A 25,574-nucleotide genomic window follows, 5' to 3' on the forward strand; every position below is an offset into this window, starting at 1 on the left:
AAAAAAACCACGAGATTATGAGACTGAAATCATGTATGCTTCTGTGTAGCTTACTCCTGGCGAGCCTGGCCTCCGCCGGTAACTTCGCCTCGGATTCTTTCAAGACCCGGAGCGGAAAGGAACTGACCATCACGTTCATCAAGCATGGCAGCCTGATGCTTACGTACGACAATCGCTCGATACAGGTAGATCCTGTCTCCGAATATGCCGATTATACGGCTTTCCCGAAAGCCGATCTCATCTTGATCACCCACGAGCATGGCGACCATCTGGACCCGAAAGCGATACAGGCCGTCGAGAAAGAGGGTACGGAAATCATCGCCAACGAGAACAGCCAAAAGAAGCTGGGAAAAGGGAAAGTCCTGAGAAACGGCGATACGGATACCTCCGTCGGCGCTGTGACGATAGAGGCCGTCCCGGCCTATAACTCCACGCCCGGACGGGATAAGTACCATCCCCGCCACCGGGATAACGGCTACGTCCTCACCTTCGACGGGCTGAGGGTCTATATAGCGGGCGATACGGAAACTATCCCGGAGATGAAGGAGCTGAAGGAGATCGACATCGCCTTCCTTCCCGTCAATCAGCCGTATACCATGACTGTCGCGCAAGCGGCGCAGGCGGCCCGGATGTTCTCGCCGAAGATCTTATACCCTTACCACTACGGGAATACGAAGGTCGAGGAGTTGAAAGAGGCATTGAAGGGGAGCGGCATCGACGTCCGGATACGGGAGCTGCGATGACGACAAGGCGCGCGGCCGCCTTTGAGGGATTCCGCCTTTACGCCTCTGCCTCCCCCTCGTTCGCCGAATGCAGGATAAAGGTAGTCGCGCCGATTGTCACGATCGCACCTTCCCCGATACGTACCTGTTCTTTTTTACCGACCAATACATTTCTCACAAATGTCCCGGTCAGGCTGGGAAAGTCGCGTATGCTATAGATGAATTTGTCGTTCGCGTCTTTCTTTACATGGATCACGCAATGCTTACGCCCCATGCTCGGGTCGCTCGTGATAATAGGGACGTCCACGCCTTCCGTATCCTTGTTCCGGCGACCGATCACGTTGTCTCCCATCACCAACGGAAGGTCTTGCTTGAAGGCGAAACTATTCTCGATAACCGTGATATAGCCGCACGAGAAATCCGGTTCCTTCACCTCTTTCTCCTCACCGGCAGGCGTTTTCACCACCTTTCGCCCCAATTTAATCTTAAATTGCGCGCCACACCGCGGACAGACGAAGGCCAATACCTTCCCTTCCGGATATTTGGTCTCATCAAAAGACAACTGATTATCACATTTTGGGCAGAATACTCTTTTCATACGCTTACCTACAAGATCTGGTATTAAAACGAAGCGCGAATTTACGAATAATCTTATTTCATCCGCACATCCGCCCCCCACATTAATTTTTCCCGAAGCGTCTGATAGAATGTATGGTTATAGCGTTTGATGACTTTCGTCGTATAATCGGCCCGGCTCATCTTCAACTCGATACCCGCCGGGAATATTTCGGAACGCCCATCCAGCGAGATCAGGAAATATTTATTCCGGCTCTCTACCCGGAGCGTTATGACATCAGAATCCGGAATCACCAGCGGACGCACGTTCAAGGAATGCGGAGCGACCGGACTCAAGACAATGCTTTTACTCTGCGGGACGATAATCGGCCCATTTACGCTCATCGAATAGGCCGTGGAACCGGTAGGCGTAGCCACTACCAGGCCATCCGCCTGGTAAGAGGTCAGATATTCCTCGTTCAAGAAGGTGTGGATCGTAATCATCGAGGAGCTGTCGCGCTTCAGCACGGCGATCTCATTCAAGGCATAATTATATCCGCGAAACGCGCGGTCTTCGGTATACAGACGCAAGAGGGTCCGCTCCTCTACTTTGTAGTAACGCTTGAAAATCGCGTCCAAGGTATCCTCCACCTCCTGACTGCTGACATCCGCGAGAAAACCCAGCCGGCCGGTATTGATACCTAAAATAGGAATATCCTGTCTGTTTACCCGGGCCGCCGTACGGAGGAAGGTACCGTCACCTCCTATACTGATCGCCAGATCCAAATCGAACGCATCCCCCACCAACAGCCCGCTCACCTCTGGCTCGAAGCCAAAAGCGTCGGTAAGGAATGTATAAAAAGGGCTGTCCACATACACAGCGGCCTCCTGCGCGCGCAGCTTCTCGAACAGGCGTTTGATCAGATTCTGCCGCTCGACCTGATATTCACTTCCAAATATTCCGACTTTCATTCTACGCTCCTTACTTTACATATCCATATAATGTAACAACTCATTCATCCGCTGCCGCAACAGATCGTCCACCACCCCATTCTCCATAAAATGATCGTGCACCGTATAGTTGAAACGCTCGAAACCACGGATCACGGGAGAGGCATCTTCCAGATCGATCTTAAGGGTTACCAGCAGACGGCCCGTATCATTATCCTGACAGGATAGCAGATTAAGGACATGGGCATTGTAGGCCTCTACCAAACGGGCGATATCCGTTAAAGAATAATCCTGTGGCATCATTTCCAAGACGATCACGCTTCCGGCGGCCTCCGCGTTGCACAACTCGGACAAGGCATCCACCAGACGATCCCGGGTAATCGCCCCCAGATAAGTCCCGTCCGCGGCGACCACAGGCAGCAGGCTCAATCCATACCGGGTGATCATGGCCAACACCTCGTGTAAATGCCCCTCTTCCGAGATCGCCGGAGCGAATAAGACCGGTTCTCCGATCGCGACCGAGGGATCCGGCATCGCCAACAAGTCTTTTTCCGATACCAAACACGCGTAGGCGCCATCGCTCAATAGCGGAAGATGCTTGAGTTTGAAATCCTCCATCAACGCCAACGCGTATTCCGCTGTGTCAAATTTTTTTAACACCGGAATTTCCTTTGTTATGAAATCTTTCACCAACATTATTCTGCTAATTCCCTAAATCCTGCTAAATTTGCCGATACTTTTGTGCAAATGTAATGAAAGAAAAAAGATATACGATATACAATGACAAATTTAAGCGTAAACATTAACAAGGTAGCTACGATTCGTAACGCGAGGGGCGGCAATATGCCCAACGTGCTGAAGGTAGCGCAAGACTGTGAATTATTCGGGGCACAAGGAATTACGGTTCATCCCCGTCCGGATGAACGACACATCCGCTATAGCGATGTTTATGGCCTGAAACCGCTCATCCGGACAGAATTTAACATAGAAGGCTATCCTTGCGATACATTCATCGACTTGGTATTGAAGGTAAAACCGACCCAAGTCACGTTGGTTCCCGACGCTCCGGACGCCATCACGTCGAACGCCGGTTGGGACGTAAAGGATCATTTCGATCTCTTGAGCGAACTGGTGGATACCTTTACCTCGCAAGGGATCCGTACCTCCATCTTCGTCGGGACAGACTTGGCGAATATCGAGCGGGCCGCGAAAACGGGTACGGACCGTATCGAATTATATACGGAACCGTACGCGACCCGTTATCCGGAAGATCGCGACAAGGCGGTCGCACCCTTCGTAGCGGCCGCGCGACTGGCCAAGAACCTGGGATTGGGCGTAAACGCCGGACACGATTTGAGCTTGGAGAATCTGGCTTTCTTCAGCAAACATATCCCTTGGCTGGAGGAGGTCTCTATCGGCCATGCCCTGATTTGCGACGCGCTCTACCATGGCTTGCGGGAGACGATCGCCTTATACAAGGCATGCTTGAACGATTGAGCAGGGAGAAGAATTGACTATTAAAAATTATAACCTATCATTCGAAACGATGAGTATTTTGCTTTCACTACAGGCCGTAGGCGCTCAAGCGGCAGATCAGATGCCGGATTTGACGGCAGTTACCGTTCCCACAGAAGCGGAAATCAATGTGATAGACCTCGCCTTTAAGGGCGGTTGGATTATGGTGGTATTGTTACTGCTCTCTCTGATGGCTGTTTATATTTTCGTGCAGCGGCTGATCGTCATTCGCCGCGCGGGAAAAGAAGACGAGACGTTCATGAACCGTATCAAGGATTATATTCATGAGGGGAAGGTGGACTCGGCGCTCAACCTGTGCCGCAACGCCGACACGCCCTCCGCCCGCATGATCGAGAAGGGTATTACCCGCTTGGGCCGTCCGATGAACGACGTACTCGTAGCGATCGAGAACGTAGGGAATTTGGAGATCGCTAAGCTGGAGAAAGGGTTCCCCTTGATCGCGACGACTGCCGCCGGCGCCCCCATGCTCGGTTTCCTGGGAACCGTAACCGGTATGGTACGCGCTTTCTTCGATATGGCGAACGCGGGTACCAATGTGGATGTATCCCTATTGTCCGGCGGAATCTATGAGGCCTTGGTAACCACGGTTGGCGGTCTGGTAGTGGGTATCATCACGTTGTTCGCGTACAACTATCTGGTATCCCAGGTAGATAACGTCGTGAACAAGATGGAGGCGCGCACGATGGAATTCATGGATTTATTAAATGAACCGGCTGATTAAAATACTATGGCTCTGAAAAGAAGAACAAAGGTAAACGAAGCGTTCAGCATGGCCTCTATGACCGATGTCATATTCCTCTTGCTGATCTTCTTCATGGTTACCTCTACCGTTGTAATCCCCAACGCCATCAAGGTCACCTTGCCGCAAGCGCAAAAGCAGACAGCGGCGAAACCGCTCACGAGGGTAACGATAGACGCGCGACTGAATTACTACGTGGCATTCGGGAAGCAAAAGGAGGTGCAGGTCTCCTTCGACGAGATCGCGCCTTTCCTGCGAGACAGTTACGCGAAGGAACCGGAGATGTTCGTCGCCCTATACGCCGACGAGACCGTGCCTTACAAAGAAATCGTAAAGATACTGAACATAGCGAACGAGAATAAGTTCAGGATGGTGCTTGCCACCCGTCCGCAGAAATAACAGCTATGAGACTGAATAAGGATGACATATACAGTTTGATCGGTACCGTCGCTTTTCACGGTGTCATTCTGCTGGTCCTCTGGTTTACCGTATTGAAAACCGAGGTGCCGGATGAAGAGGGGGGTGTGCTCGTTAATTTCGGGAATGTAGACGCCGCCGCCGGCACGTTCGAGCCCCGGTATACCGGGCAAGAACCGCCTCGGGAAACAACCCCGCCGCCTCCCGAACCGGAGCCGCGGGTGGAAACGCCCAAGCAGGAACTCGTCACTCAGGATATCGAGGAAAGCGTAGCGCTTGAGGACGCGAAAAAGAGGGAGGAGGAGAAACGCAAGCGACAAGAGGAAGAGAGGAAACGGAAAGAGGAGGAGCGCCGCAAGCAGGAGCAGGCCATCAGCGACAAAGTGGCCGGAGCTTTTGGCAAGGGTGACTCCGAGGGTAACCGCCAGGGCGACGCGGGGAGCGGAGCCGGTAACCAAGGAAATCCGTTCGGCAACGCCGATCACGGGGCGAACGAGGGCGTAGGCGGTTACGGGTCATTCAACCTGAATGGTCGTTCAATCGGTGCCGGAGGTCTCCCCCGCCCCGCTTACACGATCCAGGAAGAGGGTCGTATCGTTATCGATATAACCGTAGACCCGAAAGGCAACGTCGTGTCCGCCGGGATAGGCCGGGGCACGAACATCGACAACGCCTCCATGCGTAAAAGCGCGCTGGAGGCGGCCCGGAAGGCGAAGTTCAACAGTATCGGCGGGGCGAACAACCAGAGTGGTACCATTACTTACCTGTACAAACTAAAATAATTGAATCATAAGTGCGTCAATCATCCGTCGAAAACCCCTGGAACAGGAGGCATAACGCAATGGATTACGCCTCCTGTTCCATTGCGTTTTATCACCTATCTCCGATTGCTCAAAGCACGGTTTTAAGAGCCCATCAACAATACAACCGAGAGCAATATGGCATAGATAAATACATTCCGTGCCGTATGCCCCAACGTCCGGTTAAGCGCACGGCCCCGACGCTGTTTCATCTCCAGCCAGGTGACGGCGAACAGCACGCTAAAAGCCGCGCATAAACCCACCAGCCAAGGGGAGGCCTCCCGCCATAAAGGAAGCGGGATCAAGATAGCCCATATACCGTTCAGCAAATAGGCCACCAACCCGAACGTACGCCCGAATAAGACAATCGTAGTCCGCTTACGGGCCGCCTTATCTTGCTCATAATCCCGGTAATTATTCACGATCAAGATATTGGCGGACAACAGCCCCAACGACAACGATAGCTGGAAAGACAACATGGAAAACGACAAGGCCTGTACATAATAGGTAAAGCAAACCGGGATAATCCCATAAAACAATACGACACACACATCCCCCAGCCCGTTATAAGCCAACGGAAAGGGCCCCGCCGAATAGGCCAAGACACAAATAGCGATAGCGATTCCTACCCCGATCAGCTCCCATCCGGCAACGAACAACAGGCAACACCCACACAGACAAGAAAGCCCCAACGCGATAAAAGTCCCCCTTAGCATCGCCTCAGGCGTTATCCAACCGGAAGCCACCGCCCGCGCCGGGCCTAACCGCTCCTCCGTATCCGCCCCCTTCTTGAAATCAAAATAATCATTGGCGAAATTACTGGCGATCTGGGCGAGCAGAGCCACAAAGACACAAAGGATTGCCGGAGTCCATTTAAACGCGCCATCCCTGTAGGCCAGCGCGCATCCCACCACGACCGGGCTGAATGAGGCCGGCAACGTTTTCGGACGTGCCGCCTCCAGCCACGCTTGCATGCTCGATTTGTTATTTTCCATTCCAATATTTTATGCTTAAAGAAACCAGACTTATCGATCCTATACGTCTCGACTGAACGTTCAGGTATTTATCCGGTGACAAACATACGGAATTATTCCGAAACAGGGGGGCATCCCGATTCAAAATCACATGAAGAGGCGAAGAAGATTGGCTGTCCGTGACGGATGGCCTTTTTTTTATCCTCTTTATATCCATTCTTTCGTTTCTATGTTCTATTTTTATTATCTTGACTCATACGTATTTATTAATTCCTATATTTGAGACGAATTACCGATTGGATATGGAAAAGGAATTGTTCACATTCGATATCACGGACGATTTTATCGCCGGAGATCGTATCACGAAAGAGACGCTAAACAAATACAGCAGGCTGCCGCATAAGATAAAGGCAGGATGGTTTCTCCTTTGTGTGGAAGGTTCCGTGCAGGCTTCTATCAATCTGACAAGGTATACGATCAAAAAATATGATTTCGTGACCTTGGTGCCCAGCAATTTTATCCAGTTCCATGAGGTATCGGACGACGTGCGTTTTTATTTCGCCAGATTCTCCTCGGAGTTCATGACAAACATCCATTTTATCAAATCATCCATGAGCATTCTTCCCGTTATCGCGGAACATCCGGTTATGCCGCTGGAAGAATCGGTAGCTCAATTGTATATTGACGGATACCGTTTGCTGATACGTGCGAGATCCTTGTCCCCCTCTGCCGCTACGGTAAACAAGAACCTGGTCATCGCTTATCTCACGATATTCATGCAAGGGACCGCTGAGTTGTATAAAAATCAGAGCCATTGGACAAACGGGGTCCGTACGCGTACCCATGAGATTTACCGCAAGTTCATCGAACTTGTCGTAGCGCATTACACCGCCGAGCACGGCGTCTCCTTCTACGCCGCCCAATTGAATTTGTCGTTGCCTCATTTTTGCACGACGATCAAGAAAGCGATCGGACTTACACCCTTGGAGATCATCTCCTCCATCATCACGATGGATGCCAAGGCACAATTAAGGTCGACCGACCTGAGCGTAAAAGAGATCGCTTTCTCGCTAGGCTTTAACAACCTCTCTTTTTTCAACAAATACTTCAGGCAGCATACGGGAGTGACCCCTCAAGAATATAGAAGGATGAAAATCCCCCCCAGCCTCTAGCCGGCGGTATGCCTTTTTTGACGCGACCGACTTCCATCACTTCTATAAACCCTATTTCTCTTACCAGATAACGACCCGGTCCGCCGGATCCATAAACATCGGATCACCCGCTTTGATGTCGAAAGCGGCATAGAACGGGGCGATGTTACGCAAGGCGGCGTTCACCCGCCATTTCCCCAAAGAATGCGGGTCGGTCTTGGTACGACGACGGATCTCCTCGGGACGGATATTTTGTCCCCACAACGCCGCGTACCCCAAGAAGAAACGTTGCTCATTCGTAAAGCCATCGATCGGGGCCGGCGTCTCTTTCCCCTTCAAGCTGTTCGAGTAGGCCTGGTGGGCGACCAACAAACCTCCGTGGTCGGCGATATTCTCACCCAGCGTAAAACGTCCGTTGGCATGAAGCGTATCGACCACGATGATCCGGTCGTATTGATCAACCAATTTATCGGCACGCTCCTTGAAACGGGCGGCATCCTCGGCCGTCCACCAATCGGTCAAATTACCCGCCTTGTCGTAGTTACGTCCCTGGTCATCGAATCCATGCGTCATCTCATGGCCGATGACCACACCGATAGCGCCATAGTTCACCGCGTCGTCGGCATCGGGGTTGAAGAAGGGAGGTTGAAGGATCGCGGCCGGGAAACAGATCTCATTCGTTGTCGGGTTGTAATACGCGTTCACGGTCTGCGGATTCATGTGCCAGCGAGACTTATCGACCGGCTTATCCACGTCCGCCAACCGATAGGCCATATCGAAGCGGTTGGAGCGGCGGACATTCGCCCAGTACGAGTCGTCCTTGATCTCCAGGCCGCTATAATCGCGCCATTTGTCCGGATAACCTATCTTCACCGTAAAAGCGGCCAATTTCTCTTGGGCTTTCGCCTTCGTCGTATCGCTCATCCATTCCAAGCCGTTGATCCGCTCGCTCAAAGCCGTCTGCAAATTTTCCACCAGCGTCAACATCTTTTCCTTGGAGGAGGCCGGGAAGTATTTCTCCACATACATCTCGCCGACAGCCTCGCCCAACGCGCCGTTTACCGTATTCAACGACCGCTTCCAACGAGGTTGTTGCTCCTGCTTTCCGGACATCACCTTTCCGTAGAACTCAAAATTAGCGTCTATAAAATCATCACTCAAGTACGGAGCCGCCGCGCTCAACAGATGAAACGCCAGATAATATTTTTGCTCATCGACCGTCGTGTTCCGCAAAGCCTTATTCATCTCCTTATAGAAGTTGATTTGCTTCGCGTCCAACGCTTTCAGCCCGGCTAATCCCATGGATTCGAAATAGACGTCCCAATCCAACGGGGATTCTATTTTCTTGAAATCCTCGTAAGCCAACTTGTTATAGTTCTTCCGGGAGTCGCGCAAATCCTCGCGGCCGTAGGAGATCTCAGCGATCGCCTTCTCTATTTTCATCACGGCATCCACCGCCGCGCCCGCCTGCTCCGGGCTTGAGCCGGCCAACGTAAATAGCTTGTTTATATAGATCCTGTAAGCGTCACGCATCCGGGTGGAACCTTCATCTTCCAATAAGTAATAATCCCGATCGCCCATCCGGATACCGGCCTGGTACAGCTGGACGATATTCTGGGCGCTATTCTTCTCGTCGGCGTCCACGTACAGGGCGAAGAACGGGGTCATGCCCTCCTTATGAAGCGTGGCCACCATCTTGGAGACATCCGATTTCGTCGCCAGCGCGTCGATCGCGTCCAGTTCCTCTTTGACAGGAGCCACGCCATCGGCATTCAACTTCGCGCTATCCAATCCCATCGCGTACAAAGCGCCGATCTTCCCGGCGACACTACCCGCCTCCTGGGGCGTAGCGCTAAGTTCCTCGATCAACACCCGGAGCTGCTCTTGGCTATTCTCCCGCAATTGGTCGAAAGTTCCGAAACGAGCATATTCCGGTTTCAAGGGATTATGCTTTATCCATCCACCACAAGCGTACGCGTAAAAATCCGTGCCCGCGGCAACCGCGGTATCCATATTCGCAGGATCAATAGCGGCGATCTTCACGACCTCTTTCCGGGGAGCGGTACAACTCGCGAAAGCGACTATCCCGGCCGCTAAAAACGGAAACATTTCTCTCTTTCTCATCTTGTCTAGTCTTTTGTCTTAAAACCCCGCAAAGGTACGATAAATACGCGAAAGAAAAACAGGTACATGTTTTTTACCTGTTTTTCGGACGATAAAAGGATGCATATATTCAAAAGCAAGTGTATCTTTGCCAACAAATCATTTGGATCATGAAGAAACTAATAATCAGCGTTTGGGCATGTATCGCCCTTCCTTTATTCGCGCAAAGAGACGCAAGTATCCGTATTTACCCGGAGCAAGGCAACCAACAGATCAGCAAACATATTTACGGGCAATTCGCCGAGCATCTGGGTAGTTGCATATACGGGGGCTTATGGGTGGGGCCGGAGTCTGACATCCCGAATACCCAAGGATACCGTACGGACGTCTTGAACGCGTTGAAGAAACTGCAGATCCCGAACTTACGTTGGCCGGGCGGTTGCTTCGCCGATGAATATCATTGGATGGATGGGATCGGCCCCCGGGAGAGTCGCCCGAAAATGGTGAACACGAACTGGGGAGGGACGATTGAGGACAACAGTTTTGGAACCCATGAGTTCTTGAATTTGTGTGAGTTATTAGGCTGTGAGCCTTACATCAGCGGAAACGTGGGAAGCGGCACGGTCGAGGAGATGGCGAAATGGGTGGAATACATGACCTCGGAAGGAGACAGCCCCATGGCCAACCTGCGCCGGAAAAACGGCCGGGATAAGGCCTGGAAAGTCAAGTTCTTCGGCGTCGGGAACGAGAGTTGGGGATGCGGGGGCAGTATGCGGCCCGAATATTATTCCGACCTATATCGCCGCTACGCTACCTATTGCCGGAACTATGATGGCAATGTCTTGTTCAAGGTCGCCAGCGGCGCCAGCGATTATGATTACAACTGGACCGAGACGCTGATGAAACAAATCGGCGGACGCATGGACGGGATCTCCCTGCATTATTATACAGTGGCGGGATGGGACGGCAGCAAAGGCTCCGCTACCGATTTCAACACGGAGGATTATTACTGGACCTTAGGGAAATGCCTTGAGATAGAGGATGTCGTTAAAAAACATATCGCTATCATGGACACATACGACCCGAAGAAAAACATAGCCCTCCTGGTAGATGAATGGGGCACTTGGTGGGATGTGGAACCCGGTACGAACCCCGGCCATCTGTTCCAGCAAAACACGATGCGCGACGCCTTCGTGGCCGCCCTGACCCTGCATGTTTTCCACAACTACACGGATCGGATAAAAATGGCAAACATCGCGCAGATTGTCAATGTGCTGCAATCTATGATCCTCACGAAAGGCAAGGACATGGTGCTTACGCCTACTTACCATGTGTTCGAGATGTACAAGGTGCATCAGGACGCTACCTTTTTGCCGATGGATTTAATCTGCGACAAAGAGAAGGTAAGAGACAACCGGGAAGTACCGGTCGTAAGCGCCTCCGCCTCCCGAGACTCGCGGGGTAAGATCCACATCTCCCTGGCGAACGTAGATCCCCGGCAGAGCGAGCATATCCGTATCGACCTGCAAAACGTAACGATAAAGAGTGTGAACGGGCGTATCCTGACGGCCTCCTCCATAAACGACCATAACACATTCGATTCGCCGGAGAAAGTCAAGCCGGAAGTTTTCCAGGGGGCGAAGGTGGAGAAGGGGAAGTTAAGCGTCAGCCTCCCTCCCCTGTCGATCGTCGTGATAGAAGTTTTATAAAAAGAGGGACAATAATACCGTGGCCATGTTTCTATAATTATTAACTTTGCCCGGAGAATTAAAAAACACATTAAAGAAACGCATTATGAAACCTACATTATTTGTATTGGCAGCCGGGATGGGCAGTCGTTACGGAGGCTTGAAACAGTTGGACGGCCTGGGCCCTCATGGCGAGACCATCATGGACTATTCCATTTTCGATGCTATTCGCGGCGGGTTCGGTAAACTTGTATTCGTTATCCGCGAGTCGTTCGAGAAAGACTTCCGCGAGAAAATCATCTCCAAATATGAGAACCATATCCCGGTTGAAGTCGTATTCCAAGATTTGAACGATCTTCCGGAGGGCTTCACTTGCCCGGAGGGACGTGAGAAACCGTGGGGAACCAACCATGCCGTATTGATGGGCAAGCGGGTGATCGACGAGCCTTTCGCCGTAATCAACGCGGATGATTTCTACGGACGCGATAGCTTCGCCGTATTGGGTAAGCAATTGGCTGAGATGGATGGAAAGAAGAATGATTATTGCATGGTAGGCTATCGTGTAGGCAATACGTTGAGCGAGAGCGGTTCCGTGGCACGCGGCGTTTGCGCCACGAACGAGGAAGGGTATCTGACAGGCGTTGTAGAGCGTACCGCTATCGAACGTATCGACGGCGATATCCAGTTTGTAGACGAGAACGGGAAGAAGGTCGTATTGGAAGCAAACACGCCGGTCTCCATGAATATGTGGGGCTTCACGCCCGATTACTTCGACTATTCCGAGGAATATTTCAAGGAGTTCCTGAAGGCCAATAGGGATAATTTAAAGAGTGAATATTTCATCCCGCTGATGGTAAATAAACTGATCACGGAAGGAACAGCCCGTGTGAAAGTGTTGGATACCACCTCTAAATGGTTTGGCGTGACTTACGCGGCGGATCGTCAAGGCGTAGTGGATAAGATCCAGGCCTTGGTAGACGCAGGCGAGTATCCAAGCAAGTTATTCTGATCATAAGATCCCTGACGTGCGACGGAGACAGATTCTCTTCACCATCTCATTTTTTATTGCTATTTTTGCCCGTCTAAAACAAATAGGAATGAATATGAGACAGATCCTTACGATGTTGTTTGTTTCGGTATTTATGCTTTCGCCATGCACGCCGCATGCGCAAGAGACTGAGACGTTGGTGCTGATTGATACGAATATGGGTAAGATCAAGGTGAAGCTGTTCAACGACACACCGTTGCACAGGGATAATTTTATCAAGAACGTAGAGGAACACCGTTACGATGGATTGTTGTTCCACCGGGTTATCAAGCAATTCATGATACAAGGAGGCGATATCAACTCGAAAGACGCTCCCTTGGACGCGCATCTGGGCGACGGCGATCTGGATTACACCATCCCCGCCGAGTTCGTGTATCCCAAATATTTCCATAAGCGGGGAGTGCTCTGTGCCGCACGTACCCCGGATGAGGAAAATCCGGAGAAGGCCTCCTCGGCGGTTCAGTTCTACATCGTGACCGGGAAGTTCTTTACGGAGATGGAGCTGGATAAGATGACCAAGGAGAAGGGCATCCAGTTTACGCCGGAGCAAAAAGAGGCCTATATGCTGGAAGGCGGAGCGCCTCACCTGGACGGGAACTATACGGTATTCGGAGAGGTCATACAAGGCATGAAAGTCGTGGATAAGATCCAGTTCGTCGAGACGAACGCCGAAGACAGACCCACGAAGAACATACAGATCAAGTCCATGAAACTCATAGCGAAATAAGTATAAGATGGAAAATCAAGATACACGGTTTACGGCGAAGTGGTAGAAGGCATGGATGTCGCAGATGCCATGCAGCCGCGAATATCAGTAATAAAAGAGCTATCTTGAGAAAGATCATACATATCGATATGGATGCCTTTTATGCCTCGGTAGAACAACGAGACCATCCGGAGTTGCGAGGAAAGCCCCTAGCGGTCGGGCATGCGGAGCAGCGAGGCGTAGTAGCCGCCGCCAGCTACGAGGCCCGGAAATATGGGGTACGTTCCGCCATGGCGTCTCAAAAAGCCAAACGTTTATGCCCGGACCTGATATTCGTACACGGAAGGATGGACGTATATAAATCCGTCTCACGCCAGATCCACGAGATCTTCCATGATTACACGGATATCATAGAACCGCTTTCCTTGGATGAAGCCTTCTTGGATGTCACCGATAATAAACGGGGTATCTCTCTCGCTGTAGATATCGCCAAGGAGATCAAGGAACGGATCTGGGATAACTTGAACCTGATCGCGTCAGCGGGAGTCTCCTACAACAAGTTTCTAGCGAAAATAGCCTCGGATTATCGGAAGCCCAATGGATTATGTACCATTCACCCGAGCCAAGCCCTCGATTTCATAGCCCGTCTTCCCATCGAGTCTTTCTGGGGAGTAGGTCCCGTAACAGCCCGGAAAATGCATACGCTCGGTATCCACAACGGGCTGCAATTACGGGAATGCTCAGGGGAGATGCTTACCCGGCAGTTCGGGAAGGCGGGAACACTTTATTACGAGTTTGCCAGAGGTATAGACAACCGCCCCGTAGAAGCGGTACGAATCCGGAAGTCGGTAGGTTGCGAGCATACGCTGGAAAAAGATATTTCCCGCAGATCTTCTGTTATCATCGAGCTTTACCACGTAGCGATCGAACTTATCGGCAGGCTGGAACGTTCGGGATTCAAGGGAAATACACTGACCCTAAAGGTCAAGTTCCACGATTTCAATCAAATCACGAGAAGCCTCAGCCGCCCGGACGAGTTAACAACCTTGGATAGGATCCTTCCCTTGGCCAAGGAATTACTGAAAGGAGTGGAATATACCGAGCATCCCATCCGACTGATCGGTCTATCCGTATCAAACCCCGTAAAAGAGGAGCCTCATACGAAAGAGCGTTGGGAACAATTGAGCTTTGAGTTCAGCGACTGGAAATAACAGCTGCCCTAGAAGGATAGCTTCATCATAAAACGTACGCCCTTTGTCTGGATACCCGGATGATCCTTATAGGTCAGACGCCATACATAATCCAAACGCAAGAACTTAAAGATATTCTCAATACCGACACCCGCCTCCATATAAGGGGTAGACGGATCCATCAGGTAAGAGCCCTGCGGGAATAGGAACAAGCCCTCATTCTGCCCGCTGATATAGGGATTATTCTTATCCGTCAAGTGACCGAACATACCTCGGAAAGAAAAGACCTCTCTCCATTTTAACTTCTTGATAAGTGGGATACGGTTCAATAAGGCTCCGTTCATGAAATAAGTAATATCCCACGAAGCGTACTCATCATTGATAAACTCCATCGCGTTCATATTCGTATACGATTCCGGTTGCACCAGATACGACAAGTTCGCGTTCGGCAAGATCAACAGAGGATAAGGGGCCTTTGTCCAGACTTTACCTGCTTTAGCGAGAATATCCACATAACCGAAAGCAGAGAACCAGAAACGTTTCTGGATACCGAACTCCGTCTTCTGATAATCATACGAACTACCCAATATATCTTGGAAAGCCATCGTATGATTCAAGGTGAATACCGGCGCGTCAAGCGTAATCGGATAACGGTAATTACGGGTCTGATAGAACTTCTCATTCGGGGCGAAACGGAACTTAAACTCCACTTCCGACATCCGGTAGGAATCGATAGCCGAGACCCGCCCATCCGGACCGATCCGGTCGAACGCGGCGTAACCGGTCGCGTATTCCTTGAAATTCCGGAGCACCGCTCCGTAAGCCCAGCCGTTGTAATGTTCGCGGTAATAGGTCAGTTCCATATTCCTTAAATAGGTGGCACGTGTATCCTTCTGCCGCTTCAAGGCCAAGAACATATTATCCTTGTTGGTATACATATACTGCTGACCTAACTGGTTGATATCATACATGTACTCGAAGCGGATGGAATGCACGGGAAATTCTTTCCGGTAATCCTTCTTATCGATAAAAGAATATTCTACGATGCCATCATATTTCAACTCGCGGTCTTTCGATCCATAAGCCAGATAACCATCCAGGAAAAGACGTTTACTGAGGGCCGTTGTCGTGGTTCCACCGACACGGAAGCGAGCCCCCTCAATCGCGTTACCGCTGATATAGGTGTTCATCGGGCCAAACTCGAACTTACTCTTCTCCTTCACCTTATTCGTCTGGATATATCCGGATGTCAAGATAGACACCACCTTCTCTGTCACATAGAAAATAGGGACGGAACGCAGCTTCTCCATCAGCAACTCCACATTGTTCTGCTTGCGGGTTCCCACCTCGGGAGGTCGATTCTCGGCCCAATATTCGGCTGAACGGCGATACGCCTCTACCGGGACGATGATAGGAGCGCTCTCCTCAAATACCTGAGGATCGTCCGGTTCCTTAAACGCTTGATTCGAATAGATATTCAAACGGCGGGCATACATTCCTTTCGATTTCTCCGTCAATTTGAAATCCACATGAATATCGTCCTTGGTTATTATCCGCGTCCCGTCCGGGGCTCGGTCGAAGGTTTGCTCGATAGACATTCCTCCCACGAAATTCAAGTTGATCTTCTTCGGGACATTCAACTTAACCTTCTGTACGAAATAAGTGGAATCCAACGAGATAAAAAGATGTCCCGTAAAGCCGAACGTCTCCGGAGTAAACGGAGCGAACCCCAAATCCACGCACTTCTGTCCGGCGACCTCCACCGTATCCAGCAAATAATATTTATAGAAGTTCGGTCCCATCGTAGACATAGGACTGACGAAACGGTTCAAGAACAAAGGAATATCATTCTGGAAGATATTCACTTCCCGGAATACCTCATTCAAGAACTGCTGCATACCGTCGCGCGAGAAGACCTCATCCACACCGGCCGCTTTCGTAGCCCGAACGACCCGCTTTTCCGTTTTCGGGTCTTTGCGGTAATAAACGGTCTGGATCTTCTCTCGCTCGGACACCGGCAAGATCGTCTTTCCCAGCTCCAACGTATCGATGAAATCCGCCAAGAAGTCAAACTTTCCCACCTTTCCATCTTTTTTCGGTTTCGGTTGGTAATCGTTCATGGCGAAGATCATCTTCTCATACTGGTCATACCGGAAATAATCGTGATTACGAGGGTCGTTGCTCTCCCGACGTGCGATGGCGTTTCTGATAAAGATAACCGCGGGATTATCCTTCTTCCGATACTTCTCCTTTCCCGGCTTGATGACCACCTCAGACAAATGAATACTTGTCGGAGCCAGCTGGATCTTCAAAGGTTCCGCCTTACCCGGAACGAATTTCAATTCTTTCTCCGTATACCCCAGATAAGAGACCTGCAAAGTACGTACCTTGGATGAGGAGGAGAGCGTGAAAGCCCCGTCCAGATCGGTCGTAGCACCTATCGTAGTTCCCTTCAAAATCACAGCCACATAAGGCAAAGGTTCTCCCGTAACGGAATCCGTCACGATTCCTTTTACCTGGTAGTTCTGGCTCTTCGCTACCCAAGCGAACGCCAAGAAAAGCCATACAAAAACAATTCTCTTCCCCATCAAATCTAACACCTCATTAAACTCCGCAAAAGTACAACAGGATCATTAATATAAATGTTCCAAAATACATACAATATATTCCAATTAACAACAAAACAGGCAAACAGACCTACGAACGACTAATCTGGAGCCCCCTACTCGACAAACTCATCTCCACGAAGCGGGCGTTCGAATTGGGTGGAGAAAGAGCCAATATCTTTCGGATCCGCAGAGCCGCGCCCGGGTCTTTCGCTACGATATATAGGTAACCGCCACCGCCTGCTCCCGGAAGTTTATATCCCAAGGCGTAATCCTGTATCTTGGAGATAATCGCTTCCACCGCCGCCGGACTCGTTCCGGAATCGAGTGCCTTATTTTGCTCCCAAGTCTTTCCGACCCATTTACCATACGTCACGAAGTCTCCGCATTGGATCGCCTCGTACATATCGAGCGCATGGGCTTTCATCTCAGACAAAAGGCCCAAATGCGCCTCGCTATTCAAGAACATACCTCGCACGATTTCCGACAAGATAGCCTTCGCCGTACGAGTAATCCCCGTATAATATAGAAGATGACAAGGCCGGTACTCCGGATCAGTAAACAGGTATTCCGGCAGCCAACGTACCAAAGGATTCTGATTAAACCCCTCGTTCGTTTGCAAGAGTTTCAATCCGTGCAATACGCCACCGTATTGATCTTGCCATCCCCCGCCGGTAGTCAGCAATTGTTCTAAAATCAAGGTGCGGTTTCCGATCTCATTCTTATCCCAAGCCAAGCCGCAAAAATCAGAGATAGCGCCCAACACGGTGGCCGCGAGGATCGAGCTCGTGCCTAAACCGGAGCCCGCCGGTATCGCCGCCAACAAGGTAATCTCCAACCCGCTACCAAAAGCTTCCAACTGGGCCTCTAAAGAGGCATAAGCCTCTGTCGAGAATTCCGGGATAAATCCAGCCAAGGCCAAAGCCGCTTTCGGGATGGAAAAGGGCGATCCTACCTTATTGTAATCACGAAGCTCGTCCCAGGAAGAGATAACCTCCATCGCTCCCAGATCGATCGAGCGAAGGATAATCTTAAAGGTATCGGAAGGCTTGATATAGACTTGCAGCGGTGGTTGCCCGTTTAGTTCGATCGCCACGTTCACCACGTTTCCACCCGCATATAGACAATAGGGCGGCGTATCTGTCCACCCTCCTGCCAGATCGATACGTACCGGACTACGCCCCCATACGATCTGGTCCCGATAGACATTCAAACAGGGCTGTTGCTTACTTCCGAGTACGGAACCGACCAGTCCCTCCCGCAACAAAGCGAAAGCCTTTTGCTCCTCCCCCTCATACGCTTCACCCTGGAGCTTCATCACCTGAGAGCGGAACATATGATTATGTATCCTTTTCATCAACGGATGATCCTCGGAAAGAGCTTCCGGTAAGACGATCTTGTCTTTGGCGAAGCTTTTCGCCGCGTCCGAGAGATCCAATTGATAGAATATACTTTTCTCATGATTAGCGGCCAATAATGACCAGTCTTTTTTACGGAAAACTTCTCGCTGAGCTACTAAACGGCGTAAGTTCGCTTGATCGGACAAATCATTCGCCGATAATTTCCGGGCGGAAAGCCAAATTAACTTTCCCTCCTCCCTATCCGGCTCCGTAATCATCCAGCGCAGCACTTCTCCCAGCTCATCCACGGTTTGGCAAACAGGGAACAAGGGTGCGTTTTGTATATCCTCGTCCCTGCTCAAGGTGATTCCTCGTTCCATTGCCCAAGTCAAGAGAGGTCTCCCCATAAACAAGGTAGACGTATCAGACAAACTCCCTTTAAACAAGTCGTTGAACCCATAGGGTCTTGCCGCCCAATGGGTTTCCCCTACCGGGACAACATCCACACAGATACCTTCCGGAAGAGATAAGCTCCAATTATTCTCCGGAACACCCGTTATAATTTGCCGACTACGTAACGTCCAATTCTCACCGATGTAACTATTCTCTATCCATAATTCCGAATTCTCAGCGGTTAACTTCCGGTGTAACAACGCATTCTGCACGAACATGGCAGGATGCGGTTTCACCTTACGCTGCATGATCGCACGTTGGTCCCTGACCAGGTTCTGTATCGCCAATGTAGAGGAGATCAACTCGCGGCTCGTTCCATAATGATAGAACTCCCCACCCGGAAGTGGCAAAATCGCTACGGAAAGCCGGTTCAACGCCGAGTCCGCGATACGCGGATTCTTCCCCAGGGCCAACCCAAACTCGGCATATAAATCATAGGCCTTCATCGCCTTGCCGTCTTCGGTATAGGAATGTTCCATTAATAATCGCACCGCCTTGTCGCTTAGCAGCCAGATTCCGATATCCATCAAGAATAAATGACTACCCGCCAATTCCCCCAAAGTTTCCAACGAAGGCTTCTGTAGCATAAAGTCCAGAATGTCCGGAGACTTACGGTTCGACACAAAGACCCCGTGATTCGTTGCCAATGAAGGCTCGACCCATAAACCGTAACAAACCACATCGACCTCAGGAATCTCTTGCAAAGGCTGGTTCGCACGGATATATACGTCGCCACTGGCGACCAAGGTGTGAAGCGATTCCGGTGCCTTTTTCAAGATCCGCTCATAAAGAGGATATTGCAAGGACAATAAGTTCTGGGACAGCCTCTGTCCTCTTGCCCAGCGAAACACGGGGATCGGAGTCAAGATTTTCCCGGATGGCGCGTATCCGGGCAAACGACGGCTTTGCCCTCCGGCATGCAACAGGATACGCTTTTCCTGTCCCAACCACTCCTTCATGGATACATCAGGGGCCTCATTCCGCCGGGAGGCTTCCAACAGCCATGTCGTTCCTCCCCCGGATCCCAAACGCGCACCTGCCGGATCCGAGGTGCAAAACCACTCCTCTGTACCAACATGCGCTATCGCATGGAAACTATCTACCAAGTTTGGAGGTAAAGACAACAACTTTTTCATACCCATGATCATTCCAAGGCTCCATCTTATTTTTTTCGAAAACAAAAGTAACTTAAATTTTTCATACGAGCATCCATTAATCCTTGTTTATTACAATTTGCCTGACGTTTAAAACCGTTCAAATTATTTAACGCAACCATAAAAAAGTTTGTTTTTACTAAAACGCATTAACAATCAATCGGTTTCCTGTAAATTGGATGTTGTTTAACTAAATATTTAGGGTCCATGGTATACGGTTATGTAAGAGTCAGCACAGACAAGCAAACCACTGAAAACCAGCGGTTCGAGATTGAAAAATTCACAATATTGAGAAACATACGAATCGACAGGTGGGTGGACGAGACGATCAGCGGGACAAAAGTAATCGCCGATCGCCAACTTGGTAAATTATTAAAGCAGATACGTAAAGGAGACATCTTGATCACGACAGAACTGTCACGTCTCGGACGTAATCTCATGCAAGTTATGAGCTTCCTTCATCAATGTATGGAAAAAGACATCATCGTATTTACGATAAAGGAAGGCTATGAACTCGGAAATAACATTAACAGTAAAATCTTGGCATTCGCATTCAGCCTAAGCGCCGAAATCGAACGTAACCTGATTTCGCAACGAACGAAAGAGGCGTTGGCTCGGAAAAAGGGACAAGGTGCCAAATTGGGTCGCCCGAAAGGAGAGCGACCGGAAGCCTGTAAGCTGAAAGGTAAGGAAGAGAAGATCTTGCAGTATATTAAGGAACATAGGACCAAAGTATATATAGCCAAGAAACTGGGGGTAAACCGGCAGACCTTGCGGGAATTCCTCAAGGCCCATCCGGAAATTCCGCGGAAATGGAAAAGGATACAGAAGGACTAACTACTTAAACGAAAATTAATATGTGTTAAATCCGTTAAGTTTAGCGGACTTATCGCTCATTTATTTGTTTATTCCCCTTACCTTGCGGAGGTATAAGACAGACGCCGCAAGGTTAACATGTATGCACAAGACATCAAACGTTTGTTTAATCTTTTAATATAAATCTTATGGAGAAAACATTGGTTATTTTAAAGCCTTGTACCGTTCAGCGAGGGCTGATCGGTGAAATTGTGACCCGTTTCGAGAAAAAAGGACTCCGTCTGGCCGGTATGAAGATGGTTTGGCTGACTGATGAGATCTTGAGTGAGCACTATGCTCACCTGAAAGAAAAGCCCTTCTTCCAACGAATCAAGGATGCAATGCGTGCATGCCCGGTGATCGTATGTTGCTGGGAAGGGGTAGATGCCATACATGTAGTAAGGACCTTGGCCGGCGCTACCAATGGCAGGAACGCCGCTCCCGGTACGATACGGGGAGATTATAGTATGAGCGTACAAGAGAATATCGTGCACGCATCAGACTCACCGGAGACAGCCGAGATCGAATTGAAACGCTTCTTCAAAGATGACGAGATATTCGATTATGAGCTGAAAAACCTATTGAGTCTTTACGCCAATGACGAGTTTTAAACAAAAAAATAGCCGGAAAGGAGAGAATGAGTTCTCTTCTTTCCGGCTATCCCATTTAGGGACCAACATCCTATTCTCCCGAACTGAATGAACAATCTAATTACTAATCTAAAACCTAATATCATGAAAAACACACTACTGTACCTATAACAGCCCATCCCGGCAAAATGTTTAAGAGATTTCACCCGGAAATTAGAACGTTGATAAATTCGTAAGCACTCAATATCTTTTTAGGAGAGATTTCGTTCCACCCCTACCTGTAAAGACTACCTTTAAAGACAGGAGTGATCTTGACGTTTTCTTACCTCATTGGCATATAAATCGCGATTTATATCTAAATTCGCGCTGATAAAGCTGTCAGACATTCTCGGAACGACGACCACTCGCAAGAGCGGAAATGAGCCGATTTAATTTTATGAGAATTAAATTTAGAATTATCGGGACTGTACGCGATGAAAGTCGCACGTGCGGTTCTTGATAGGGAAAGCGGCAGTAATGCTGCCGACCTACTACCTAACAAAATCAAAAATGATAGATCAGACCGTATTTAACAATAAAAAGGCCGCTTATTATACGTTGGGTTGCAAACTTAATTTCGCGGAGACCTCTACCATCGGAAAGCTACTGGCCGAGCGAGGTATCCGTAAAGCGCGTCCCGGCGAGAAAGCGGATATATGCGTGGTGAATACCTGCTCCGTCACGGAACTTGCCGACAAGAAATGTAGGCAGGCGATTCGTCGGATCGGGAAACAACACCCCGGGGCCTTTGTCGTGGTAACCGGTTGCTACGCGCAGTTGAAACCGGAGGAAGTCTCCCATATAGAAGGTGTTGACCTGGTTCTTGGCGCCGAACAGAAACTAAAGATCCTTCAATATCTGGAGGATCTGGAGAAGAAAGAAAACGGAGGAGCGATTATCGCCTCACCACGCGAAGAGATACGTTCCTTCTCTCCATCCTGCTCTGCGGACGACCGTACCCGTCATTTCCTGAAAGTACAAGACGGGTGCGACTATTATTGCTCTTATTGCACCATACCCCTCGCCCGGGGAAGAAGCCGGAACGGGACGATCGCCAGCATGGTAGAGCAAGCCCGGGGAGTAGCCCGTAAAGGAGGAAAGGAAATCGTATTGACGGGCGTAAATATCGGGGATTTCGGTAAAAGTACCCATGAGACCTTTATCGACTTAATCCGTGCCCTCGACGAGGTAGAAGGTGTCATTCGCTACCGGATCTCCTCTATCGAGCCCAATCTGATTACCGACGAGGCGATAGACTTCGTAGCCCGTAGCAAACGTTTCGCCCCTCATTTCCATATTCCCTTGCAAAGCGGTAGCGATGCCGTATTGAAACTCATGCGACGCCGTTACGACACCGCTCTCTTCCGTCATAAGATCGAAAAGATCAAGGAAATAATGCCACATGCCTTTATCGGCGTAGACGTAATCGTAGGAACCCGTGGCGAGACTGACGAGTACTTCGAGGAGACCCGCCAATTCATCGACAGCCTGGATATAAGCCAACTGCACGTATTCAGTTATTCCGAGCGCCCGGGTACCCAAGCGCTGAAGATCGATTATGTGGTAGACCCAAAGACCAAACACGCACGCAGCCAACAGCTCTTGGATATCTCGGATCGGAAGCTACATGCCTTTTATGAGGCCCACATCGGACAGAAAGCGAACGTCTTATTCGAGCATACCCAAAAAGACGGCAGGATGCACGGTTTTACCGAAAACTATATAAAGGTGGGGATTCCTTATGACGCTTCCTTGGTAAACGAAACCCGTCAAGTCACATTAGGGGATTGGGATGAGGATCACACCGCCCTCACTGTCAATGGCCAACTGTCAACTATCAACAGCTAACGATCATGTGGAATAAAATACTATACGCCATTCTTTATAGCTGGGTAAAAGTACACGCCTTACTTCCCATGCGGGCTTTATACGTCCTATCAGACATTCTGTATGTACTCATCTATAAAATAGCCGGATATCGGGTAAAAGTAGTCCGCCGTAATATAAACGCATCCTTCCCTGATAAATCCAAGGAAGAATTGCGCCGGTTGGAACGTCGTTTTTACCATCATTTCGCCGATTATATCGCGGAAACGATCAAATTGGCCCATATATCCCTAGATGAGATACAACGGCGCGCATATTTGAGGAATCCGGAATTGGTTGATCAGCTTATGAAAAAAGGCCATACTTGCTTCATTCTCACGATGGGGCATTATGGCAATTGGGAATGGTTCTCCGGATCGACCACCCGTTTCGAGGATTCACGTATCTATCAGATATATCGTCCGTTAAACAACAAGGCTTTTGATATGCTATTCGCTAATCTCAGGACGCGATTCGGTTCTTTCGGCATCAAGAAAAACGATACGATACGGGATATCATCAAGCTAAAACAAGACAGGACCCGCTCTGTCGTCATCTTCTTGGCGGACCAGACACCCAGTAAGGCCAACCTGCGTTATTGGACGGAGTTCCTTCATCAAGATACGGCCCTGTTAACCGGTCCGGAACGTATCGCACGTAAGTTGAACCTACCGGTTATCTTCCTCGATACCCAAAGGATAAAAAGAGGCTACTACACCGTGGATATGCAACTCATTACGGAGACGCCGAAAGAGACACCAGAGAATTACATCACCGAGCGATACGCACGGCTCTTAGAGAAAATGATCTTGCGTGATCCAGCCTACTGGCTATGGACTCATAAACGTTGGAAACATAAACACGAGCAACAAGGATGAAAAAAATAGCAATTGTCATCTTAAATTGGAATGGAAGAAAGTTAATGGAGGAATTCCTACCTTCCGTCGTGGCCAATTCCCCGGAATGGGCTGAGGTTATCGTGGCCGATAACGGTTCCACCGATGACTCGATCGAGATGTTGAAAGCTAAATTCCCTACGGTCGACATTATCCGCCTCGACCGGAATTACGGTTTTGCCGAGGGATATAATCAGGCACTTAGCAGGATTGACCATGAATATTGCGTTTTGTTAAACAGCGACGTAGAGGTAACTCCCAATTGGTTGGATGCCCCGATAACCGCACTCGATTCAGATCACACCATCGCTTGCGTCCAACCCAAAATACGGGCCCAGCGCAATAAAGAATACTTCGAGTATGCGGGAGCGGCCGGAGGATATATTGATAAATACGGTTACCCCTTTTGTCGGGGAAGAATCTTGCATGTCGTGGAAAAGGACGAGGGGCAATACGACACGACTGCCGATATCTTATGGGCCACAGGAGCCTGTCTGTTCGTTCGTACCGCTGTTTACAAGGAGGTCGGAGGATTGGATGCCGGGTTCTTTGCCCATCAAGAGGAGGTCGATATGTGTTGGCGCTTACGTTCCCGGGGATATCGGTTGGTATGTGTCCCGCAATCCATCGTCTACCACGTAGGTGGAGCCACCTTGAACGCGGAAAGTCCCCGTAAGACCTTCTTGAATTTCCGGAACAGCCTATTGATGCTTTATAAGAACTCGAGGGAAGACGACTTAAAGCATGTGATGCGTGTCCGCTTCTGGCTGGATTATCTCGCCGCCGCAAAGTTCCTGCTGGAAGGACATTTCGCGAACGCCAAAGCCGTTTATGAGGCAAGGAAAGCCTATCACCGACTCAAACCGGAATATGCGCCTAAGCGTAAAATAAACTTAGAGAAAGCCGTTCTTCCCTCCATCCCGGAACTTTTGCGAGGAAGCCTTATCCTAGCGTTTTACCTAAAAGGAGAAAAAACATTCTACCGATTAATAAATTAATCTTTCACCACAGATGTATGACATGCCCGTCATACCAAAAAAGGAGCCAACCCTTTCGGATTGACTCCCCTCTCTTCCGGCTATCGCCTTCACTCAAGACGGCGGCTACCTACTCTCCCACTGTTACGCAGTACCATCGGCGTGACGAGGCTTAACTTCTCTGTTCGGAATGGGAAGAGGTGGATCCCTCGTGCCAT

General features: G+C 49.8%; 22 protein-coding genes and 1 rRNA gene. 15 read left to right on the forward strand and 8 right to left on the reverse strand.

Annotated features, from left to right (window positions below; genetic code table 11):
- Window positions 1–17 precede the first annotated feature (17 nt).
- Window positions 18–743: an MBL fold metallo-hydrolase gene (locus G7Y39_RS00795; protein WP_165154094.1), complete on the forward strand. Its 726-nt coding sequence runs from the start codon at window positions 18–20 to the stop codon at window positions 741–743.
- Between the two features lie 37 nt (window positions 744–780).
- Here the strand turns inward: G7Y39_RS00795 and G7Y39_RS00800 are convergent, their stop codons facing one another.
- Genes G7Y39_RS00800 through G7Y39_RS00810 form a run of 3 tightly spaced genes read right to left on the reverse strand, consistent with a single transcriptional unit; the run spans window position 781 to window position 2,924 of the window.
- Window positions 781–1,320, reverse strand: coding sequence for an FHA domain-containing protein (locus tag G7Y39_RS00800; protein WP_165154095.1), 540 nt, complete (start codon window positions 1,318–1,320; stop codon window positions 781–783).
- 53 nt (window positions 1,321–1,373) lie between these two features.
- Window positions 1,374–2,249: an NAD kinase gene (locus G7Y39_RS00805; protein ID WP_165154097.1), complete on the reverse strand. Its 876-nt coding sequence runs from the start codon at window positions 2,247–2,249 to the stop codon at window positions 1,374–1,376.
- A 15-nt stretch (window positions 2,250–2,264) separates the two neighbouring features.
- Window positions 2,265–2,924 (reverse strand): CBS domain-containing protein, encoded by a 660-nt coding sequence (locus tag G7Y39_RS00810; RefSeq protein ID WP_165154099.1) that lies wholly within the window; start codon window positions 2,922–2,924, stop codon window positions 2,265–2,267.
- An 84-nt stretch (window positions 2,925–3,008) separates the two neighbouring features.
- Between G7Y39_RS00810 and G7Y39_RS00815 the strand changes: the two genes are divergently transcribed.
- The 4 genes from G7Y39_RS00815 to G7Y39_RS00830 are packed head-to-tail and all read left to right on the forward strand — an operon-like array spanning window position 3,009 to window position 5,702.
- Window positions 3,009–3,725 carry a pyridoxine 5'-phosphate synthase gene (locus G7Y39_RS00815; protein WP_165154101.1) on the forward strand — a complete coding sequence of 239 codons (717 nt, stop codon included), beginning with the start codon at window positions 3,009–3,011 and terminating at the stop codon, window positions 3,723–3,725.
- Window positions 3,726–3,774: 49 nt separating this feature from the next.
- Window positions 3,775–4,485, forward strand: a complete 711-nt coding sequence (locus G7Y39_RS00820; protein ID WP_165154103.1) for a MotA/TolQ/ExbB proton channel family protein — start codon at window positions 3,775–3,777, stop codon at window positions 4,483–4,485.
- Between the two features lie 6 nt (window positions 4,486–4,491).
- Window positions 4,492–4,902: a biopolymer transporter ExbD gene (locus tag G7Y39_RS00825; RefSeq protein ID WP_165154105.1), complete on the forward strand. Its 411-nt coding sequence runs from the start codon at window positions 4,492–4,494 to the stop codon at window positions 4,900–4,902.
- 5 nt (window positions 4,903–4,907) lie between these two features.
- Window positions 4,908–5,702 (forward strand): energy transducer TonB, encoded by a 795-nt coding sequence (locus G7Y39_RS00830; protein WP_165154107.1) that lies wholly within the window; start codon window positions 4,908–4,910, stop codon window positions 5,700–5,702.
- A gap of 122 nt (window positions 5,703–5,824) precedes the next feature.
- Here the strand turns inward: G7Y39_RS00830 and G7Y39_RS00835 are convergent, their stop codons facing one another.
- The gene (locus tag G7Y39_RS00835; protein WP_165154109.1) at window positions 5,825–6,715 is read right to left on the reverse strand and encodes a 1,4-dihydroxy-2-naphthoate polyprenyltransferase; all 891 of its coding nucleotides are present in this window, start codon (window positions 6,713–6,715) and stop codon (window positions 5,825–5,827) included.
- A gap of 281 nt (window positions 6,716–6,996) precedes the next feature.
- Here G7Y39_RS00835 and G7Y39_RS00840 point away from each other — a divergent pair, with 281 nt between their 5' ends.
- Complete coding sequence (locus G7Y39_RS00840) at window positions 6,997–7,866, forward strand: AraC family transcriptional regulator (protein WP_165154111.1); 870 nt, start codon at window positions 6,997–6,999, stop codon at window positions 7,864–7,866.
- 60 nt (window positions 7,867–7,926) lie between these two features.
- Here G7Y39_RS00840 and G7Y39_RS00845 read toward each other — a convergent pair whose 3' ends face one another.
- A complete protein-coding gene (locus tag G7Y39_RS00845) occupies window positions 7,927–9,969 on the reverse strand; it encodes a M13 family metallopeptidase (RefSeq protein ID WP_165154113.1) in 2,043 nt (680 codons plus the stop codon).
- 149 nt (window positions 9,970–10,118) lie between these two features.
- On the opposite strand from G7Y39_RS00845, the gene G7Y39_RS00850 reads away from it, so the two are divergent.
- The 4 genes from G7Y39_RS00850 (at window position 10,119) to dinB (ending at window position 14,601) form a co-directional block, all read left to right on the forward strand.
- Window positions 10,119–11,657 carry an alpha-N-arabinofuranosidase gene (locus G7Y39_RS00850; protein WP_165154115.1) on the forward strand — a complete coding sequence of 513 codons (1,539 nt, stop codon included), beginning with the start codon at window positions 10,119–10,121 and terminating at the stop codon, window positions 11,655–11,657.
- A gap of 85 nt (window positions 11,658–11,742) precedes the next feature.
- On the forward strand, window positions 11,743–12,645 hold the full coding sequence (locus G7Y39_RS00855; RefSeq protein ID WP_165154117.1) for a nucleotidyltransferase: 903 nt from the start codon (window positions 11,743–11,745) through the stop codon (window positions 12,643–12,645).
- Window positions 12,646–12,757: 112 nt separating this feature from the next.
- Window positions 12,758–13,411, forward strand: coding sequence for a peptidylprolyl isomerase (locus tag G7Y39_RS00860; protein WP_370520347.1), 654 nt, complete (start codon window positions 12,758–12,760; stop codon window positions 13,409–13,411).
- 104 nt (window positions 13,412–13,515) lie between these two features.
- Entirely contained in the window at window positions 13,516–14,601 is a 1,086-nt protein-coding gene (gene dinB, locus G7Y39_RS00865; RefSeq protein WP_165154121.1) for a DNA polymerase IV, read from the forward strand.
- A gap of 8 nt (window positions 14,602–14,609) precedes the next feature.
- Here the strand turns inward: dinB and G7Y39_RS00870 are convergent, their stop codons facing one another.
- Together G7Y39_RS00870 and G7Y39_RS00875 are read right to left on the reverse strand one after the other, a co-directional pair.
- The gene (locus G7Y39_RS00870; RefSeq protein WP_165154123.1) at window positions 14,610–17,168 is read right to left on the reverse strand and encodes a DUF5686 and carboxypeptidase-like regulatory domain-containing protein; all 2,559 of its coding nucleotides are present in this window, start codon (window positions 17,166–17,168) and stop codon (window positions 14,610–14,612) included.
- Between the two features lie 109 nt (window positions 17,169–17,277).
- Window positions 17,278–20,115: a bifunctional fucokinase/fucose-1-phosphate guanylyltransferase gene (locus G7Y39_RS00875; protein WP_241159927.1), complete on the reverse strand. Its 2,838-nt coding sequence runs from the start codon at window positions 20,113–20,115 to the stop codon at window positions 17,278–17,280.
- 225 nt (window positions 20,116–20,340) lie between these two features.
- Between G7Y39_RS00875 and G7Y39_RS00880 the strand changes: the two genes are divergently transcribed.
- From G7Y39_RS00880 to G7Y39_RS00900, 5 genes are all read left to right on the forward strand, one after another.
- Entirely contained in the window at window positions 20,341–20,970 is a 630-nt protein-coding gene (locus tag G7Y39_RS00880) for a master DNA invertase Mpi family serine-type recombinase (protein WP_165154125.1), read from the forward strand.
- Between the two features lie 167 nt (window positions 20,971–21,137).
- Window positions 21,138–21,599 (forward strand): nucleoside-diphosphate kinase, encoded by a 462-nt coding sequence (gene ndk, locus G7Y39_RS00885; RefSeq protein WP_165154127.1) that lies wholly within the window; start codon window positions 21,138–21,140, stop codon window positions 21,597–21,599.
- 528 nt (window positions 21,600–22,127) lie between these two features.
- A complete protein-coding gene (mtaB, locus tag G7Y39_RS00890) occupies window positions 22,128–23,465 on the forward strand; it encodes a tRNA (N(6)-L-threonylcarbamoyladenosine(37)-C(2))-methylthiotransferase MtaB (RefSeq protein ID WP_165154129.1) in 1,338 nt (445 codons plus the stop codon).
- A gap of 5 nt (window positions 23,466–23,470) precedes the next feature.
- A complete protein-coding gene (locus G7Y39_RS00895; RefSeq protein WP_165154131.1) occupies window positions 23,471–24,361 on the forward strand; it encodes a lysophospholipid acyltransferase family protein in 891 nt (296 codons plus the stop codon).
- Entirely contained in the window at window positions 24,358–25,377 is a 1,020-nt protein-coding gene (locus G7Y39_RS00900; RefSeq protein WP_165154133.1) for a glycosyltransferase family 2 protein, read from the forward strand. Before G7Y39_RS00895 ends, G7Y39_RS00900 begins: the two co-directional genes overlap by 4 nt.
- Window positions 25,378–25,473: 96 nt before the next feature.
- Here G7Y39_RS00900 and rrf read toward each other — a convergent pair.
- Window positions 25,474–25,574, reverse strand: a 5S ribosomal RNA gene (gene rrf / locus G7Y39_RS00905); the annotation flags it as partial.

The organism is Parabacteroides sp. ZJ-118, from assembly GCF_011038785.1.
In the GTDB taxonomy this organism is placed as follows: domain Bacteria; phylum Bacteroidota; class Bacteroidia; order Bacteroidales; family Tannerellaceae; genus Parabacteroides.